Origin of the sequence: Klebsiella scottii, assembly GCF_036561945.1 — a bacterium.
GTDB classification, from domain to species: domain Bacteria; phylum Pseudomonadota; class Gammaproteobacteria; order Enterobacterales; family Enterobacteriaceae; genus Klebsiella; species Klebsiella scottii.
In genome coordinates this window covers 3,018,973-3,038,030 of the sequence record NZ_JARXNI010000020.1, presented here as the reverse complement: position 1 = coordinate 3,038,030, position 19,058 = coordinate 3,018,973, and the positions used below count along the sequence as shown (strand labels likewise).

16 protein-coding genes and 1 other annotated feature are annotated in these 19,058 nt (G+C 57.4%); of the genes, 11 read left to right on the top strand and 5 right to left on the bottom strand.

Features of this window, described 5'->3' with window-relative positions; genetic code table 11:
- Nucleotides 1–5: 5 nt before the first annotated feature.
- Nucleotides 6–1,187 (bottom strand): multidrug efflux RND transporter periplasmic adaptor subunit AcrA, encoded by a 1,182-nt coding sequence (gene acrA / locus QFI97_RS21925; RefSeq protein WP_095094486.1) that lies wholly within the window; start codon nt 1,185–1,187, stop codon nt 6–8.
- Nucleotides 1,188–1,329: 142 nt separating this feature from the next.
- Between acrA and acrR the strand changes: the two genes are divergently transcribed.
- Both acrR and mscK read left to right on the top strand, forming a co-directional pair.
- Entirely contained in the window at nt 1,330–1,980 is a 651-nt protein-coding gene (acrR, locus tag QFI97_RS21920) for a multidrug efflux transporter transcriptional repressor AcrR (protein ID WP_095094488.1), read from the top strand.
- Between the two features lie 142 nt (nt 1,981–2,122).
- Nucleotides 2,123–5,467, top strand: a complete 3,345-nt coding sequence (mscK, locus tag QFI97_RS21915) for a mechanosensitive channel MscK (RefSeq protein WP_346431978.1) — start codon at nt 2,123–2,125, stop codon at nt 5,465–5,467.
- Between the two features lie 39 nt (nt 5,468–5,506).
- On the opposite strand, the gene rsmS is transcribed toward mscK, so the two are convergent.
- Both rsmS and priC read right to left on the bottom strand, forming a co-directional pair.
- Nucleotides 5,507–5,680, bottom strand: coding sequence for a pleiotropic regulatory protein RsmS (gene rsmS, locus QFI97_RS21910; RefSeq protein WP_095094492.1), 174 nt, complete (start codon nt 5,678–5,680; stop codon nt 5,507–5,509).
- A 13-nt stretch (nt 5,681–5,693) separates the two neighbouring features.
- A complete protein-coding gene (gene priC / locus QFI97_RS21905) occupies nt 5,694–6,221 on the bottom strand; it encodes a primosomal replication protein N'' (protein ID WP_095094494.1) in 528 nt (175 codons plus the stop codon).
- Between the two features lie 69 nt (nt 6,222–6,290).
- Here priC and QFI97_RS21900 point away from each other — a divergent pair, with 69 nt between their 5' ends.
- The 9 genes from QFI97_RS21900 to QFI97_RS21860 all read left to right on the top strand — a co-directional run bounded on the left by QFI97_RS21900 (nt 6,291) and on the right by QFI97_RS21860 (nt 15,694).
- Nucleotides 6,291–6,668, top strand: coding sequence for a DUF454 family protein (locus QFI97_RS21900; RefSeq protein WP_095097930.1), 378 nt, complete (start codon nt 6,291–6,293; stop codon nt 6,666–6,668).
- Nucleotides 6,669–6,818: 150 nt separating this feature from the next.
- Nucleotides 6,819–7,370, top strand: a complete 552-nt coding sequence (gene apt, locus QFI97_RS21895; protein WP_095094496.1) for an adenine phosphoribosyltransferase — start codon at nt 6,819–6,821, stop codon at nt 7,368–7,370.
- 92 nt (nt 7,371–7,462) lie between these two features.
- Nucleotides 7,463–9,367, top strand: a complete 1,905-nt coding sequence (gene dnaX, locus QFI97_RS21890) for a DNA polymerase III subunit gamma/tau (protein ID WP_331834181.1) — start codon at nt 7,463–7,465, stop codon at nt 9,365–9,367.
- Nucleotides 8,700–8,764 (top strand) — a sequence feature (DnaX frameshifting element). It overlaps the preceding gene by 65 nt.
- A gap of 57 nt (nt 9,368–9,424) precedes the next feature.
- Nucleotides 9,425–9,757, top strand: a complete 333-nt coding sequence (locus QFI97_RS21885; RefSeq protein ID WP_041144364.1) for a YbaB/EbfC family nucleoid-associated protein — start codon at nt 9,425–9,427, stop codon at nt 9,755–9,757.
- Entirely contained in the window at nt 9,757–10,362 is a 606-nt protein-coding gene (gene recR, locus QFI97_RS21880) for a recombination mediator RecR (protein WP_041144365.1), read from the top strand. Before QFI97_RS21885 ends, recR begins: the two co-directional genes overlap by 1 nt.
- Nucleotides 10,363–10,524: 162 nt before the next feature.
- A complete protein-coding gene (gene htpG, locus QFI97_RS21875) occupies nt 10,525–12,399 on the top strand; it encodes a molecular chaperone HtpG (RefSeq protein ID WP_331834182.1) in 1,875 nt (624 codons plus the stop codon).
- 192 nt (nt 12,400–12,591) lie between these two features.
- Entirely contained in the window at nt 12,592–13,236 is a 645-nt protein-coding gene (gene adk / locus QFI97_RS21870; protein WP_095094501.1) for an adenylate kinase, read from the top strand.
- A 127-nt stretch (nt 13,237–13,363) separates the two neighbouring features.
- The gene (gene hemH, locus QFI97_RS21865; protein ID WP_095094503.1) at nt 13,364–14,326 is read left to right on the top strand and encodes a ferrochelatase; all 963 of its coding nucleotides are present in this window, start codon (nt 13,364–13,366) and stop codon (nt 14,324–14,326) included.
- Between the two features lie 63 nt (nt 14,327–14,389).
- Nucleotides 14,390–15,694, top strand: coding sequence for an inosine/guanosine kinase (locus tag QFI97_RS21860; protein WP_095094505.1), 1,305 nt, complete (start codon nt 14,390–14,392; stop codon nt 15,692–15,694).
- A 78-nt stretch (nt 15,695–15,772) separates the two neighbouring features.
- On the opposite strand, the gene ybaL is transcribed toward QFI97_RS21860, so the two are convergent.
- On the bottom strand, nt 15,773–17,449 hold the full coding sequence (gene ybaL, locus QFI97_RS21855; protein ID WP_095094507.1) for a YbaL family putative K(+) efflux transporter: 1,677 nt from the start codon (nt 17,447–17,449) through the stop codon (nt 15,773–15,775).
- Between the two features lie 360 nt (nt 17,450–17,809).
- Nucleotides 17,810–19,030 carry an MFS transporter gene (locus tag QFI97_RS21850; RefSeq protein ID WP_095094509.1) on the bottom strand — a complete coding sequence of 407 codons (1,221 nt, stop codon included), beginning with the start codon at nt 19,028–19,030 and terminating at the stop codon, nt 17,810–17,812.
- Between the last annotated feature and the right edge of the window lie 28 nt (nt 19,031–19,058).

The following is a 19,058-nucleotide window of genomic DNA, read 5'->3' as shown; positions in this document are numbered from 1 at the left end:
CTGGTTTACTCTGACTGAGCGTTGCTTGCAGCTTGCTGCTTGTCGTCAGAGGCTACTTCCTGCGCTTTCACCTGCACGCCTGGTTTTACTTTTTGCAGTCCGGTGACGATGACGCGATCGCCCGATTTCACCCCGGTAGTGACCAGCCATTTATCGCCAATCGCCTGCGTTGCAGTGACCTGACGAACTTCGACTTTATCACCTTCGCCCACCACCATTACGCTGGCATCACCGCGCGGAGTGCGGGTTACACCCTGCTGTGGAACCAGCAGTGCGTCAGGGTTGGTGCCTTCTTCCAGACGCGCGCGGACGAACATACCCGGCAGCAGGGAGTTATCCGGGTTCGGGAAGATAGCGCGCAAAGTGATAGAACCGGTGGTCTGATCAACGGTCACGTCGGAAAACTCCAGCGTCCCGCCCTGCGGATACTTCAGACCATCGCTGGTGACCAGCTCGACCTTGGCTTTGCCGTTTTCCTGTTTCAGCTTACCGTTTGCCAGCTCCTGTTTCAGACGCAGGAAATCGTTGCTCGACTGGGTAACGTCAACATAGATCGGATCCAGCTGCTGAACGGTTGCCAGCGCGGTGGTCTGGGCATTCTGCACCAGCGCACCTTCCGTCACTGCTGATTTACCAATACGACCGCTGATAGGCGAAGTCACTTTGGTGTACGCGAGGTTAATTCGCGCGGTTTCCACGGCAGCTTTTGCCGCCACGACGGCAGCGTTGTTCTGCTGAGCGTCAGCAACTGCGGTGTCGTAGTCTTGTTGACTGATGTATTTGGTGCCTAACAGTTTCTGGTAGCGCTTGACCGTCAGCTGAGCGATGTTTGCCGCCGCCTGCGCTTTGGCTAAGTCGCCTTTCGCGCTTTCGTAGCTGGCCTGATAGGTTGCCGGATCGATCTGATAAAGGGACACGCCTGCCTGGATATCGCTACCTTCAGTGAAGTTACGTTTCAGAATAATGCCACTAACCTGAGGGCGGACTTCAGCAACGCGGTATGCACTGGTGCGGCCAGGCAGCTCGGTGGTGATTTGTAGAGGTGCGGATTTGAGCGTCACAACGCCGACTTCCGGCATTTGCTGGGCCCCTTGTTGAGCCGGTTTGTCGTCACATCCTGTTAGCGCTAAGCTGCCTGAGAGCATCAGAACGACCGCCAGAGGCGTTAACCCTCTGTTTTTGTTCATATGTAAACCTCGAGTGTCCAATTTCAAATTGTTCAGTGGCTCAAACGACCACAAACCCACTACTGTGTTTCTATTATGGTCATGCTATGGTACATACATTCACAAATGTATGTAAACGTAACCTCTGTAAACTCATCGACCTATGGCACGAAAAACCAAACAACAGGCACTTGAAACCCGGCAACACATTCTGGACGTTGCTCTGCGTTTGTTTTCGCAGCAAGGCGTATCATCTACCTCGTTGGCAGCAATTGCAAAAGCTGCAGGGGTGACGAGGGGGGCTATCTACTGGCATTTCAAGAATAAATCAGATTTATTTAATGAAATATGGGTGCTTTCGGAGGCCAGTATTAGTGACCTCGAAGTTGAGTATCGGGCAAAATTCCCCAACGATCCACTGTCAGTTGTCCGTGAGATCTTAGTCTATATTCTTGAAGCAACGGTGACAGAAGAGCGTCGGCGGCTGATGATGGAAATCATCTTCCATAAATGTGAGTTTGTTGGCGAGATGGCGGTGGTCCAGGAAGCGCAGCGCAGCCTCTGTCTCGAGAGCTACGATCGCATTGAGCACACCCTCAACGAATGTATTGCGGCGAAGATGCTGCCGGCCAATTTATTAACCCGGCGGGCGGCGATTTTAATGCGCAGCTATCTTTCCGGCCTGATGGAAAACTGGCTGTTTGCGCCGGATTCTTTCGATCTGCAAAAAGACGCGCGCGAATTTGTCGAGACGCTTCTGGAAATGTATCAGTTTTGCCCTTCGCTGCGGGCTCCATCCGAGGCCGCGCTTTAGCGCCTGGCCCAAATTTCCGGCCCGGTTCAGCGCGAAAAAATGCCGCGATCCGCCGCTATTCGCGCGCAGGTAGAAGTGCTATTCTGCGCGCTGCGACGACCCCCGGTATTCTCCGGCTTTTGCAATCATTCATGTTAACACTATGCTGCATACTATTCGTTGGCGAAACGCCATTTCCGCTTTTGTAATTGTACTGATGTTTTTCGTTGGCAGCCTTTGCGCGACTCAGGCCTTTGCGGCTGATTTGCCCGAACGCTCTGAAGTGCAGAGCCAGCTCAATACGCTGAATAAGCAGAAGGAACTCACCCCCCAGGACAAGCTGGTTCAGCAGGACCTGACGCAAACCCTCGAAACGCTCGATAAAATTGAGCGCATCAAGTCGGAGGCGGCCCAGCTGCGTCAGCAGGTCGATCAGGCCCCGGCGAAAATGCGCCAGGCGGTCGATGGCCTGAATGCGCTCGGCGATGTGCCGGATGATGAGGCCACGCGTAAAACGCTAGGCTCGCTGTCGCTCCGTCAGCTGGAAGCCCGCGTCACCCAGACCCTCGACGAATTGCAAAATGCCCAGAACGACCTGGCGACGTACAACAGCCAGCTGGTTGCTTTGCAAACGCAGCCGGAGCGCGTGCAGAACGCCATGTACACGGCGTCCCAGCAGCTGCAGCAGATCCGTAACCGCCTGAACGGCACCTCGGTGAGTGAAGAGACCCTGCGGCCAACTCAGCAGGGGCTCCTGCTAACGCAGCAGTCGCTGCTGAACGCGCAGATCGACCAGCAGCGTAAAAGCCTGGAAGGTAATACCGTCCTGCAGGATACGCTGCAGAAGCAGCGGGATTACGTCAGCGCCAACAGCAACCGCCTGGAGCATCAGCTGCAGCTGCTGCAGGAAGCCGTTAACAGCAAGCGGCTGACGCTGACGGAAAAAACCGCGCAGGAAGCGGTGACTCCCGATGAAACCGCGCGCATTCAGGCCAATCCGCTGGTGAAGCAGGAGCTGGAGATTAACCACCAGCTTAGCCAGAGGCTGATTTCGGCGACTGAAAACGGCAACCAGCTGGTGCAGCGCAATATTAAGGTCAAAAACTGGCTCGATCGCGCGCTGCAGTCGGAACGCGATATTAAAGAACAGATATCGGTCCTGAAGGGCAGCCTGCTGCTGTCGCGTATCCTCTACCAGCAGCAGCAGACGCTGCCGTCTGCCGACGAGCTGGAGGATATGACCAACCGCATCGCCGACCTGCGCCTCGAACAATTTGAGGTGAACCAGCAGCGCGACGCCCTGTTCCAGAGCGATGCCTACGTCGCAAAACTGGAGGAAGGGCACAGCAGCGACGTGAATCCGGAAGTGCACGACGCCCTGCTGGACGTCGTGGATATGCGCCGCGAGCTGCTCGATCAGTTCAACAAACAGCTGGGTAATCAGCTGATGATGGCGATTAACCTGCAGATTAACCAGCAGCAGCTGATGAGCGTCTCCAGCACCCTGAAAGCCATCCTGACGCAGCAAATTTTCTGGGTTAACAGCAACAAGCCTATGGACTGGGAGTGGATAAAATCCTTCCCTGAAGCGCTGAAAGGGCAGTTTAAGGCGATGAAAATCACCGTAAACTGGGAAAAAGCCTGGCCCGCCGTGTTCGTGGCGTTCCTCGCCGGCCTGCCGCTGCTGCTGATTGCCGGCCTTATCCGCTGGCGCCTGCAGTGGCTGCGCAGCTACCAGGCAAAGCTGGCGTCGCAGGTCGGGCAGCTGCGTAACGATACCCAGCTGCATACGCCTAAAGCGATTTTGATCGATCTGATAAGAGCTCTGCCGGTGGTTTTGCTGATTCTGGCCGTAGGCCTGATTCTGCTGACGATGCAGCTCAATATCAGCGATCTGCTGTGGGCGTACAGCAAGAAACTGGCGCTGTTCTGGCTGGTGTTTGGCCTGTGCTGGAAGGTACTGGAAAAAGACGGCGTGGCGGTGAGCCACTTTAATATGCCGCCGCAGCTGACCAGCCACTGGCGTCGGCAGATTGTCCGCGTCAGCCTGGCGCTGCTGCCGCTGAATTTGTGGTCGGTTATCTCCGAACTCTCTCCGCTGCATCTGATGGACGATGTGCTGGGGCAGTTCGTGATCTTTATGAACCTGCTGCTTATCGCGGTGCTGGTGTGGCCGATGTGCCGCGAAAGCTGGCGTGATAAGGAGTCGCACAGCCTGCGCCTGGTGACCGTCACCGTGCTGTCGATCGTCCCCATTGCGCTGATGGCGCTCACGGCGACCGGCTACTTCTATACCACGCTGCGCCTGGCCGGCCGCTGGATTGAAACCGTCTATCTGGTGATGCTGTGGAATCTGCTGTATCAGACCGTTCTGCGCGGCCTGAGCGTGGCGGCCCGCCGTATCGCCTGGCGTCGCGCGCTGGCTCGCCGCCAGCACCTGGTCAAAGAGGGCGCCGAGGGCGCTGAGCCGCAGGAGGAGCCGACGATTGCGCTGGAGCAGGTCAACCAGCAAACGCTGCGTATCACCATGCTGGTGATGATCGCGCTGTTCGGCATCCTGTTCTGGGCGATTTGGTCGGATCTGATCACCGTATTTGCCTATCTCGACAGCATCACCCTGTGGCACTACAACGGCACCGAAGCGGGCGTCAACGTGGTAAAAAGCGTCACGATGGGCAGCCTGCTGTTTGCGATAGTTGCCTCGATGGTGGCCTGGGCGCTAATCCGCAACCTGCCGGGTCTGCTGGAAGTGCTGATCCTTTCACGGCTCAACATGCGACAGGGGACGTCGTATGCGATCACCTCGATTCTGAACTACGCCATTATCGCGATTGGCGCGATGACGGTGTTCGGTTCGCTGGGCGTATCGTGGGACAAACTGCAGTGGCTGGCGGCTGCGCTGTCGGTGGGTCTGGGCTTTGGCCTGCAGGAAATTTTCGGTAACTTCGTTTCCGGCCTGATTATCCTGTTTGAACGCCCGGTACGCATCGGCGATACGGTCACCATCGGGACCTTCTCCGGCACCGTCAGCAAGATCCGCATCCGCGCGACCACGATTACCGACTTTGACCGCAAAGAGGTGATCATTCCGAACAAAGCGTTCGTAACGGAGCGTTTGATCAACTGGTCGCTGTCCGACACCGTTACCCGCGTCGTCATCCGCCTCGGCGTGGCGTACGGCTCGGATCTGGATAAGGTGAAGGAGGTCCTGCTGCAGGCCGCGCATGAGCATCCGAAGGTGATGCCTGAACCTGCGCCGTCGGTATTCTTCACGACCTTTGGCGCCAGCACGCTGGATCACGAACTGCGTCTCTACGTTCGCGAACTGCGCGATCGCAGCTACACGGTGGACGAGCTGAACCGCACCATCGATCGCCTGTGCCGGGAGAACAATATCAACATCGCCTTCAACCAGCTGGAAGTTCATCTGCGTAATGAAAAGGGTGATGAAGTGACGGAGCTGAAGCGTGAGGTCAAAGGGGACGATCCTTCCCCGGCGCTCGGCTGACAGCCGGTCGGGGCGGCCGATGTGCCGCCCCGCAGCGCGCTACCGTTCCTCGTTTTGCGCCGATCCCGGCGCGTTCTTTAGCTTGTTTTCATAATCACGGCGAATGATTTCCAGCGCGCCGAGCACGGTTTGCGCTGAGACCTGGTTTTCTTCAAGCAGCATGATTAAATCAACGGCCAGTTTGACTTCATCCGGGGCGTTTTCTAACGACATTCTCATTCCTCTGTTAGCGCGTCAGGCGTGCCAGCACGCTTTCTATTTTTTCCAGCGCATCGCGGCAGCGGGCCAGCCGTCCGGCATAGGCATCAACCTCTTTTGCCAGGCGCTGCTGTTCATCCAGCGTCGTCGCCTGCAGCCATTGCCGCTGGCGATCGTTGCGCATGGCCAGCAGGCGGCGCTCATATTCCTGGTGCTTCAGCCGACGCCGCTGCCAGCGGCCAGGCCCCGATGACGCGCTGTCCCAGCTGCGCAGCGACCAGGTTGCCGTCTCGCGGCTGATGGCGGCAATTTGCGCGGTCAGGCGTTCCGCCAGCCAGGCAACCTGCGGCAGCTGCTGGTGCGCGACGGCCTGCTGTAATTTGGCGAAATTACCCTGTGCTTCATCCAGGTAGGCCTGCATCAGCGTGCTGCGGGTACGGAACAGCTGGCGATCGAAACGGGCGCTCAGCGTCGCATGGTTGGCCAGCGGCGCGACCTGTTCGGCCAGCCGGGCCAGCTGCTCTTCCAGCGAGTGTAAAAGCCGGGTTGTTTTCAAATAACTCCTCCATACCCTGATAAGCAACTGTGCTACAGTAGCCATCTCTGCTTGATAACGATTCGCATTATGCCACGTATTATTTTAATCATCATTGGCTGGCTGGCCGTAGTTCTGGGAACGCTCGGCGTCGTCCTGCCTTTATTGCCGACGACGCCGTTTATTCTGCTGGCAGCCTGGTGCTTTGCCCGCTCGTCGCCGCGTTTTCACCGCTGGCTGCTGTATCGCTCGTGGTTTGGCGGCTATTTGCGCCATTGGCAGCAGTATCGCGCCATGCCGCCCGGCGCAAAGCCGCGGGCTATAGGGATGATTATACTGACCTTTGCCATTTCCCTGTGGCTGGTTAAGCTTACGTGGGTACGCATCATGCTGCTGGTGATTCTGGCCTGCCTGCTGCTATTTATGTGGCGTATTCCGGTGGTTGATGCAAAGCAACAAAAGCACTGATGCACCATAATGCCTGTTGCAATTGTCGCTGACAGCCAGTAAATTCGAGCGTTTTCGAGCGCGGATACGCCTGGTCAAAGGTTAATCAAATGTTTCCTTGGCCCGTTTGGCGTGTCCGTGAGTAACACCGTTTTGATCAGGCATAAACTTATGACCGCAACTGCACAGCAGCTTGAATATCTGAAGAACAGCATCCAAAGCATTCAGGACTATCCGAAACCGGGTATTCTTTTCCGTGATGTCACCAGCTTGCTGGAAGACCCGCAGGCCTATGCCCTGAGCATCGAGCTGCTGACCGAGCGTTATAAAAATGCCGGCATCACCAAGGTGGTGGGTACCGAAGCGCGCGGTTTCCTGTTTGGCGCACCGGTTGCGCTGGCGCTGGGTGTTGGCTTTGTTCCGGTGCGCAAACCGGGTAAGTTGCCGCGTGAAACCATCTCGGAGAGCTACGAGCTCGAGTACGGCACCGACAGCTTAGAAATCCACGTTGACGCCATCAAAGAAGGCGACAAGGTGCTGGTGGTTGACGATCTGCTGGCGACCGGCGGCACCATCGATGCGACCGTGAAGCTGATCCGTCGTCTGGGTGGCGAAGTACAGGATGCCGCTTTTGTCATCAACCTGTTCGATCTGGGCGGCGAGCAGCGTCTGGATAAGCTGGGTATCAACAGCTATAGCCTGGTTCCGTTCCCGGGTCACTAAGCATTTCCCGATACATAGCCTCGCCGATCCGGCGGGGCTGTGATAGCATGGCCCCTTCGTGATTTCACCTTCCAGCGTTTCAGAGCCAGCCCATGAGTTATCAGGTCTTAGCCCGTAAATGGCGCCCACAAACCTTTGCTGACGTCGTCGGCCAGGAACATGTGCTGACCGCACTGGCGAACGGCTTGTCGTTAGGGCGCATCCATCACGCTTATCTCTTTTCCGGCACCCGTGGGGTAGGTAAAACCTCCATCGCGCGCCTGCTGGCAAAAGGGTTGAACTGTGAAACCGGCATTACCGCAACGCCGTGCGGCGTGTGCGACAACTGCCGTGAAATAGAGCAGGGGCGCTTTGTCGATTTGATCGAGATCGATGCCGCCTCGCGGACGAAAGTCGAAGATACCCGCGATCTACTGGACAACGTTCAGTACGCGCCGGCCCGTGGCCGCTTCAAAGTCTACCTGATTGATGAAGTCCACATGCTGTCGCGCCACAGCTTCAACGCGTTGTTAAAAACGCTGGAGGAGCCGCCCGCGCACGTCAAATTCCTGCTGGCCACCACCGATCCGCAAAAGCTGCCGGTGACGATCCTGTCGCGCTGCCTTCAGTTCCATCTGAAGGCGCTGGACGTCGAGCAAATCCGCCATCAGCTTGAGCATATCCTCGGCGAAGAGCAGATTGCCTTTGAATCCCGCGCGCTGCAGCTGCTGTCGCGTGCGGCGGACGGTAGCCTGCGTGATGCCCTGAGCCTGACCGATCAGGCCATTGCCAGCGGCGACGGTCGTCTGACGACGGAGTCGGTCAGCGCGATGCTTGGCACTCTGGATGACGACCAGGCGCTCTCTTTAATTGAGGCGCTGGTGGCGGCCGACGGCGAGCGGGTGATGGCCGGCGTTAACGAGGCTGCGTCGCGCGGCGTTGAGTGGGAGGCGCTGCTGGTCGAGATGCAGAGCCTGCTGCACCGTATAGCGATGGTGCAGCTGTCGCCCTCGGCGCTGGGTGCCGATATGGCCGCGATAGAGCAGCGCATGCGCGAGCTTGCGCGCACCGTCCCGCCTGCCGATGTACAGCTATACTATCAGACGCTGCTGATTGGTCGTAAAGAGCTGCCCTATGCCCCGGACAGGCGCATGGGCGTCGAGATGACCCTGCTGCGCGCGCTGGCTTTCCATCCGCGTAAGCCGCTGCCCGAGCCGGAGGTCCAGCCCGTGCAGGCGATAGCCGCCGCTCCGGCGCAGGCCGCAGCGGTGCCGCCGGTTCAGCCGCCGCCGCAGAATTTGCCGCAGAACACCAGCCAGGTACTGGCGGCGCGGAGCCAGCTGCAGCGTAATCAGGGAGCACCCAGCCCAAAAAAGAGTGAGCCGGCAGCCGCATCCCGCGCGCGGCCGGTGAATAACTCTGCGCTGGAGCGTCTGAGTTCGATTACCGAGCGCGTGCAGGCACGTCCTGCTGCAGCGGCGCTGGAGCAGGCCCCGGCGAAGAAAGAAGCCTATCGCTGGAAATCGACGAACGTCGTCGAAACGGTGAAAGAAGAAGTCGCCACGCCGAAGGCGCTGAAGAAAGCGCTGGAGCATGAAAAAACCCCGGAGCTGGCGGCGAAACTCGCCGTTGAAGCGGTCGAACGCGATAGCTGGGCGTCGGAGGTTAATCAGCTTGCGGTGCCGAAACTGGTTGAACAGGTGGCGCTTAACGCGTGGAAAGAGCAGGACGGTAACCGTATCTGCCTGCATCTGCGTCCGAGCCAGCGGCATCTCAATTCCGCTGGCGCGCAGCAAAAGCTGGCGGAAGCGCTCGGTGTTTTATACGGCGCGCCGGTTGAACTGACCATCGTGGAAGACGATAATCCTGCGATGCGCACGCCGCTGGAGTGGCGGCAGGCAATTTATGAAGAGAAGCTCGCGCAAGCGCGTGAAGCGATTATTGCGGATAACAACATTCAGACGCTGCGCCGGTTCTTTGATGCAGACCTGGATGAAGAGAGTATTCGCCCCATTTGATGACAAGTTCGACTTGCCATCATCATCCTTAACGATGACTTACTGAGAGAGAAGCCTATGTTTGGTGGAAAAGGCGGCCTGGGTAACCTGATGAAGCAGGCCCAGCAGATGCAGGACAAAATGCAGCAGATGCAGGAAGAAATTGCCAGGCTGGAAGTGACCGGTGAATCCGGCGCAGGGCTGGTTAAAGTCACCATCAACGGTGCGCACAACTGCCGTCGCGTGGAGATTGACCCAAGCCTGCTGGAAGATGACAAAGATATGCTGGAAGACCTCGTGGCTGCGGCCTTCAACGACGCGGCGCGCCGCATTGAAGAGACCCAGAAAGAGAAGATGGCTTCCGTCTCTTCCGGTATGCAGCTGCCGCCTGGCTTTAAGATGCCGTTCTGATGCAAACCAGCCCGCTGTTAACTCAGCTTATGGAAGCACTGCGCTGCCTGCCGGGCGTTGGCCCGAAGTCGGCGCAGCGTATGGCGTTTACGCTACTTCAGCGCGATCGTAGCGGCGGGATGCGTCTGGCGCAGTCATTGACGCGCGCCATGTCGGAAATCGGCCACTGTGCCGATTGCCGCACCTTCACCGAGCAGGAGGTGTGCAATATTTGCAGCAATCCGCGCCGCCGGGAAAACGGGCAGATCTGCGTGGTGGAGAGTCCAGCGGACATCTACGCCATTGAGCAGACCGGGCAATTTTCCGGCCGCTACTTCGTCCTGATGGGCCACCTGTCGCCGCTTGACGGCATCGGACCGGATGACATCGGGCTTGATCGCCTGGAGCAGCGGCTGCGTGACGAATCGATGCAGGAAGTGATCCTCGCCACCAACCCAACGGTGGAAGGCGAGGCGACCGCGAACTACATTGCCGAACTCTGCGCGCAGTACGGCGTGGAAGCCAGCCGCATCGCCCACGGCGTGCCGGTCGGCGGCGAGCTGGAAATGGTTGACGGCACCACGCTGTCGCACTCCCTCGCCGGGCGGCATAAGATTCGGCTTTAGCCCGACATTCAGGCTGCGGGCGCGCGAGCTGCCTGCAGCCTGAATTATTTAGAGTATCAGGGCATTTTTCGCGGCTGTTGCTTGAAAAATTTTCCCGTCGTCCCCATCTCACACTCAACGGTTTTTTTACCATTAAACATGGCATTGTTGAGGTTAAGCTAGATGAAAGGACAAGAAACTCGCGGTTTTCAGTCAGAAGTAAAACAGCTTCTGCACCTGATGATCCATTCTCTCTATTCCAATAAAGAAATCTTCCTGCGCGAGCTTATTTCCAACGCCTCCGATGCGGCCGACAAGCTGCGCTTTCGCGCGCTGTCGCAGCCGGATCTGTACGAGGGCGACGGTGAGCTGCGCGTGCGGGTCTCTTTTAACAAAGACAACCGCACCCTGACCATCGCCGACAACGGCATCGGGATGAATCGTGACGAGGTTATCGATCATCTTGGGACGATTGCTAAATCCGGCACCAAATCGTTCCTCGAATCGATGGGCTCCGATCAGGCCAAAGATAGCCAGCTGATTGGTCAGTTTGGCGTCGGCTTCTACTCCGCGTTTATCGTTGCCGATAAGGTGACGGTACGGACGCGCGCCGCGGGCGATAGCGCTGACAACGGCGTGTTCTGGGAGTCTGCCGGCGAAGGCGATTACACCGTTGCCGATATCACCAAAGCCGATCGCGGGACGGAGATTACCCTGCATCTGCGCGAAGGCGAGGATGATTTCCTCAACGACTGGCGCGTGCGCTCAATCATCAGCAAATACTCTGACCATATCGCGCTGCCGGTAGAGATTGAAAAACAGGAAGAAGTTGACGGCGAAACCGTTATCTCCTGGGAGAAAATCAACAAGGCGCAGGCGCTGTGGACCCGCAATAAGTCGGAAATTAAAGACGACGAATACCACGAATTCTATAAGCATATTGCCCACGACTATAGCGATCCGCTGACCTGGAGCCACAACCGGGTTGAAGGCAAGCAGGAGTACACCAGCCTGCTGTACATCCCGTCCCAGGCGCCGTGGGACATGTGGAACCGCGATCATAAACATGGCCTGAAGCTGTACGTTCAGCGCGTCTTCATCATGGACGACGCCGAGCAGTTCATGCCTAACTATCTGCGCTTCGTCCGCGGCCTCGTTGATTCCAACGACCTGCCGCTGAACGTATCGCGCGAAATCCTGCAGGACAGCAGCGTCACCCGCAACCTGCGCAGCGCGCTGAGCAAGCGCGTGCTGCAGATGCTGGAAAAACTGGCGAAAGACGATGGCGAAAAATATCAGACCTTCTGGCAGCAGTTCGGCCTGGCGCTGAAAGAGGGCCCGGCGGAAGACGCCGCGAACCAGCAGACCATCGCTAAGCTGCTGCGCTTCGCCAGTACGCATACCGACTCCGCGGCGCAGACCGTGTCGCTGGAAGAGTACGTCTCCCGTATGAAAGAAGGGCAGGAGAAGATTTACTACATCACCGCCGACAGCTATGCCGCCGCGAAGAGCAGCCCGCACCTCGAGCTGCTGCGTAAGAAAGGCATCGAAGTGCTGCTGCTCTCTGACCGCATCGACGAGTGGATGATGAGCTATCTGACCGAGTTCGACGGCAAGGCGTTCCAGTCGGTGGCCAAAACCGACGAGTCGCTGGATAAGCTGGCGGATGAAGTCGATGAAAGCACCAAAGAGGCCGAAAAGGCGCTGGAGCCGTTCGTTGACCGCGTGAAAACGCTGCTGGGCGAGCGGGTGAAAGAGGTCCGCCTGACCCATCGTCTGACCGATACGCCGGCGATCGTCACCACCGATGCGGATGAAATGAGCACCCAGATGGCGAAATTGTTCGCCGCTGCGGGCCAGTCGGCGCCTGAAGTGAAGTACATTTTTGAGCTGAACCCGGCTCATCAGCTGGTTAAACGCGCTGCGGATACCCAGGATGATGCTCAGTTTGGCGAATGGGTTGAGCTGCTGCTCGATCAGGCGCTGCTGGCCGAGCGCGGTACGCTGGAAGATCCTAACCAGTTTATCCGTCGCATGAACCAGCTGCTGGCATCGTAACTCCTGCCCCTAATCTCCTCTCCCGAAACGGGGGAGGGGATTTACCCCAGACCTTCTGAAATACCCTCTTCAGCCAAAATAAACTGACCATTAACCGTTTCAGCCGCTCTGCCTTCCTTGAGCCATCTGCGTTCTGGTGGTATGGTTTAGCGTTTTTGAAAAATAGAATCGACTTTTGAGGGGATTTTCGTAATGCGTATTATTCTGCTTGGCGCTCCGGGCGCGGGTAAAGGAACTCAGGCTCAGTTCATCATGGAGAAATACGGTATTCCGCAAATCTCTACCGGTGATATGCTGCGCGCGGCTGTGAAATCTGGCTCTGAGCTGGGTAAGCAAGCTAAAGACATTATGGACGCCGGCAAGCTGGTGACCGATGAGCTGGTTATTGCGCTGGTTAAAGAGCGTATTACTCAGGAAGATTGCCGCAACGGTTTCCTGCTGGACGGCTTCCCGCGCACCATTCCGCAGGCTGACGCCATGAAAGAAGCGGGCATCGTCGTTGATTACGTTCTTGAGTTTGACGTGCCGGACGAACTGATCGTCGATCGTATCATCGGTCGTCGCGTACACGCCGCTTCCGGCCGCGTTTACCACATCAAATTCAACCCGCCGAAGGTTGAAGGCAAAGACGACGTGACCGGCGAAGAGCTGAGCACCCGTAAAGACGATCAGGAAGAGACCGTGCGTAAGCGTCTGGTGGAATACCATCAGATGACGGCTCCGCTGATCGGCTACTACCAGAAAGAAGCGCAGGCGGGCAACACCCAATACGCCAAAGTCGACGGCACCAAAGCCGTGGCTGAAGTTCGCGTTGAACTGGAAAAAATCCTCGGTTAATCCAGTCCGTTCTCATCCCGTGGTGACGGGATGAGAACACCTCTCATTCTACCTTTTTCTATGATTGGTTCCGTTTAGCGCCATTTAAGCTACAATTGTCTGCGATTCAAATGGTTAAGAGGCGGTAATGCATCAGACGAAAACAGGTATCTTGCTAGCCAATTTAGGCACTCCCGATGCGCCCACGCCCGACGCGGTGAAGCGCTATCTGCGACAATTTCTGAGCGACAAACGGGTCGTTGATACGCCTCGTCTGCTGTGGTGGCCGCTGCTGCGCGGCGTGATCCTCCCTCTGCGTTCCCCGAGGGTGGCGAAGCTTTACCAGTCGGTATGGATGGAAGAGGGCTCGCCGCTGATGGTATACAGCCGTCAGCAGCAGCAGGCGCTGGCCGCCCGACTGCCCGACACGCCGGTGGCGCTGGGGATGAGCTACGGTTCGCCTGCGCTTGAAAGCGCGGTGGATGAACTGCTGGGCCAGGGCGTTGACCATATCATCGTGCTGCCGCTGTATCCCCAGTACTCCTGCTCCACCGTTGCGGCGGTATGGGACGAGCTGGCGCGGATCCTCGGCAAAAAGCGGGCGATCCCCGGGATCTCCTTTATCCGTGATTACGCCGACGACGCGGGCTATATTGCGGCGCTCGCCGCCAGCGTTCGCGCTTCGTTTGCCGAACACGGCGAGCCGGACGTGCTGCTGCTCTCTTATCACGGTATTCCGCAGCGCTACGCCCGCGAAGGGGACGACTACCCGCAGCGCTGCCGCGACACCACCCGGGAGCTGGTCTCCGCGCTGGATCTCTCTCCCGATCGGGTGATGATGACCTATCAGTCGCGCTTTGGCCGCGAACCGTGGCTGACTCCGTATACCGACGAGACGCTGAAAATGCTGGGCGAACAGGGCGTGAAGCATGTCCAGGTTCTCTGTCCTGGATTTTCCGCCGATTGCCTGGAGACGCTGGAGGAAATTGCCGTGCAGAACCGCGAGTTCTTCCTCGAGGCCGGCGGGCAGAAATATGAATATATTCCTGCTCTCAACGCGGACGCGGCGCATATTGAGATGATGGTTAACCTGACGGCAGCGTATCGCTAATCGCGTGCGGCACGGGGAATATGCTACTATTCCCCGCCTGTCCACTGCCACTAAATCACCACTATGAAATTTCCCGGTAAACGCAAATCTAAACACTACTTTCCCGTAAATGCCCGCGATCCGCTGCTGCAACAAATTCAGCCGGAAAATGAATCTAATATTTCCTGGGTGGTCGGCATCGATCAGACTCTGGTGGATATCGAAGCGAAAGTGGATGAGGCGTTTATTGTGCGCTACGGCCTGAGCGCCGGACATTCGCTGGTGATTGAAGATGATATCGCTGAGGCGCTTTATCAGGATCTGCTGCGCAACAATCTGATCACCCACCAGTTTGCCGGTGGGACCATCGGCAATACCATGCACAACTATTCGGTGCTGGCGGATGACCGGTCGGTGCTGCTCGGCGTGATGTGCAGCAATATCGAAATCGGCGGCTACGCCTATCGTTATCTTTGTAATACCTCCAGCCGTACCGATCTTAACTATCTTCAGGGCGTGGACGGGGCGATCGGCCGCTGCTTCACCCTGATCGGCGACTCCGGCGAACGTACCTTCGCCATCAGCCCAGGGCACATGAACAAGCTGCGTCCGGAAAGTATTCCGGAAGAGGTGATTGCCGGCGCTTCAGCGCTGGTACTGACCTCTTATCTGGTGCGCTGCAAGCCCGGCGAACCGATGCCGGACGCCACGATGAAAGCGATAGAGTACGCGAAAAAACACGACGTGCCGGTAGTGCTGACGCTGGGAACCAAATACGTCATTGCCGACAACCCGCAGTGGTGGCAGACCTTCCTGAAGGAAAATGTTTCGATTCTGGCCATGAATGAAGAAGAGGCCGAGGCGCTGACCGGGCTTGCCGATCCGCTGCTGGCCTCAGATAAGGCGCTGGAGTGGGTGGATCTGGTGCTATGTACCGCCGGACCTGCGGGCCTGTATATGGCCAGCTTCACCGAAGACGAAGTTAAGCGCAAAACCCAGCACCCGCTGCTGCCGGGGGCCATTGCCGAATTTAATCAGTACGAGTTCAGCCGCGCGATGCGCCATCAGGATTGTCAAAACCCGCTGCGTATCTACTCGCATATCGCCCCGTACATGGGCGGGCCTGAGAAAATCATGAATACCAACGGTGCCGGCGACGGCGCACTGGCGGCGCTGCTGCACGATATTACGGCGAATAACTACCACCGTCATAACGTCCCCAACTCCAGCAAGCACAAGTGCAAGTGGCTGACCTACTCATCGCTGGCGCAGGTGTGCAAATACGCTAACCGCGTCAGCTATCAGGTACTGAATCAGCACTCTCCGCGTTTAACCCGTGGGCTGCCGGAGCGTGAAGATAGCCTGGAAGAGGCGTACTGGGAGCGCTAAGCGCGTTTCCCTTGCCGCAGGGGGAGGGAGACGTTTGACCGGATCGCGCCCTCTGCCGATGCGAGAGGGCGGCAGAGCTTAGCCGGTGACCACTTCACCCGCCGGCGGCGTTTCCAGCAGCAGCAGCATGGCGCGGGCGATTTCCCGCTCGCCCATCACCACCTGATTCGCGCCGCGTTCGACAATATAGTCCACTTCGTCATCATAGTGCGCGCGGGCGATAATCTCGATATTCGGGCATTTCTCACGCGCAGAGGCAACGATTTCTCCCGCCTCGTAGCCGTTAGGGATGGTCAGAAGCAGCCAGCGGGCGCAGTCCAGATGCGCCAGATTCATAATCTCTTCGTTTGCCGCATTGCCCAGCACCGCGCGGATGCCGCGCTCGCGCAGCTCGTCCACGCGGGTGCGCGACGTTTCGATAACCACCAGCGGAATACCCTGCGCCATCAGCTTCTCGCCGAGCAGGCTGCCGACGCGGCCAAAGCCAACCAGCAGCGCGTGATTGCAGATATCGACCGGAATTTGCTTCTCTTCTTCCAGCACCTCTTCGAGGGTTTGCTCGTCGAGGGTTTCGGTTTTATCGAGGTATTTTTCCAGCAGCGCGAACAGCACAGGGTTGAGCATAATGGAGATGATCGCCCCGGCAAGCACCAGGTTTTGCCCGGCCTGCGGCAGCAGATCCAGCGCCATACCGAGGCCGGCGAGGATAAAGGCGAACTCACCGATCTGCGCCAGGCTGGCGGCGATGGTCAGCGCGGTACGCGGGGAGTGGCCGAACATCCGCACGAGGAAGAAGGCCACCACCGACTTACCGAAGATGATAATCGCCAGGGTTGCCAGTACCGCCAGCGGCTGCTCCAGCAGGATCATCGGGTCGAACAGCATGCCGACGGAAACAAAGAACAGCACCGCGAACGCGTCGCGAAGCGGCAGCGTATCGTGGGCGGCGCGGTGGCTGAGTTCGGATTCGTTCAGCACCATGCCGGCGAAAAATGCGCCGAGGGCAAAGGAGACGTCGAACAGCTCAACCGCGCCGAAGGCAATTCCGAGCGCCAGCGCCAGCACCGAAAGCGTAAACAGTTCCCGTGAGCCGGTCGCGGCGCTGCGCGACATAATCCACGGCACCAGGCGGCGGCCAACCAGCATCATAATGGCGATAAAGGCGACGACTTTACCGATAGTGATGCCCATATCAACGGCCAGCGACGCCAGGCCGACGTTGCCTTTTTCCGTCATTCCGGCGACGGCGGGCAGCAGGACCAGCGTCAGCACCATCACTAAATCTTCGACGATTAGCCAGCCGATGGCGATTTGCCCTCGCTGACTATCAATAAGCTGGCGTTCTTCTAACGCGCGCAGCAGCACCACGGTACTGGCGGTAGAAAGACACAGACCAAAAACGATACCGGTCATCAGCGACCAGCCCAACATCGCTGAAAGCGCCATACCTAGCAGCGTTGCCACGCCTATCTGGGCAATCGCGCCGGGAATGGCGATCGACTTTACCGCCATTAAATCTTTTAAAGAGAAATGCAGACCGACGCCGAACATCAGCAAAATGACCCCAAGCTCGGCCAGCTCTGGCGCCAGTTTGGTATCAGCAACAAAACCCGGGGTAAAGGGGCCAGAGAGTACGCCCGCTAATAAATAGCCCACCAGTGGAGAAATACGTAACTTATTGGCAATCATGCCAAAAATAAAAGCGAGGACCAGCCCGCCGACAATGGTGGTGATAAGCGGTGTTGCGTGGTGCATTCCGTCTCCTTGCATGTGGTGAGCCAATCCATTTTCGGTATTAAACACGTCCTTCTTCAGGCTGCCTCTGCGTTAGCTTCGCGCGTTCGCCCCGACCACATAGTTATCTATGCTCCAGGGGTGTCGTCCACTCGCCGGCTTGATGCAACCCGAATGATATTGTGCATAAACCTAAAAAACCGAGTAATAGTTTATGACACTTTTAGCTGTTTTGTTTATGAATAATTATTGAATTCTTCCGAAAACTGGAATTAGCCCGCAAAAAAGCACAGATCGGAAAACAGGGGCAGGTAATGCAGGAGCGATCCTGATGGGGTAAGGGATTACGGCAGCCAAAGTTTCACTTTGGCTGCCGTATAATCACGCTTTTTGGTGATTGTTAGGGAGGAATATCGTCAATATACCCAGCAGAGGCAGGAAAGCACAGATTTTATAGACCAGCTCGATGCTGGTATGATCGGCCAACAGCCCCAGCACCGCGGCTCCCAGGCCACCCATCCCGAATGCAAAACCGAAGAACAGGCCGGAAACCATGCCAATTCGACCCGGTAATAGCTCCTGAGCGTAAACCAGAATGGCAGAAAACGCCGATGCGAGGATAAAACCAATTATCATGGTCAAAATCCCCGTCCATTCGAGGGTTGCATACGGTAAAATAAGGGTAAACGGCGCTACGCCGAGGATTGAGCCCCAAATCACGTATTTCCGCCCAATTTTATCGCCTACAGGCCCACCAATCACCGTTCCTGCGGCAACCGCGAACAGGAAGATAAACAGGTGTATCTGCGCGTTTTGCACCGATAAGCCAAACTTATCCATCAGATAAAAGGTGTAATAGCTGCTAATGCTCGCCATATAGAAGTATTTCGAGAAAATAAGCATCAGCAGGATGCTTACCGCCAGAATAACTTTATTTTTGGGCAGCGGATTGGCGATGACAGCCTTAGGTTTACCTTTGTTCATCCGATGCTGCGCCGCGTACCAGCGGCTAATTTGCGACAGCACGACGATCGCCAGCAGAGCGGCCAGCACGAACCAGGCGACGTTGCCTTTACCGTAAGGGGCAATGATGACTGCCGCCAGCAGCGGGCCCAGAGAGCTGCCAAAGTTTCCGCCAACCTGGAACAGCGACTGGGCCAGGCCGTGGCGCCCGCCGGAGGCCATGCGCGCCACGCGAGAGGATTCCGGATGGAAGACCGAAGAGCCGGTACCGACCAGCGCGGCGGCCAGCAGCACTGTGCCAAAGCTTCCCGCCAGCGCCAGCAGCACCAGCCCGCAGAGGGTAAAGCACATTCCGACGGGCAGCGACCACGGCATCGGGTGCTTGTCGGTTATATAGCCCACCACCGGCTGCAGGAGCGAAGAGGCGAGCTGGAAAGTGAGGGTGATCATGCCGATCTGCACAAAGGAGAGGGAGAACTCCGACTGTAGCAGCGGGTAGATCGCCAGGATCAGCGACTGGATCATATCGTTCAGCAGGTGGGAAAGGCTGATGGCCCCCAGAATGCGAAACGAGGTGCGGGCTTTTTGCGGCGGCGCAGCGGAGCCGGATAAGGGTTGAGCGGTCTGATTCATTGCCATAGATTCACTTAAAGGTTCTTATTAGAGG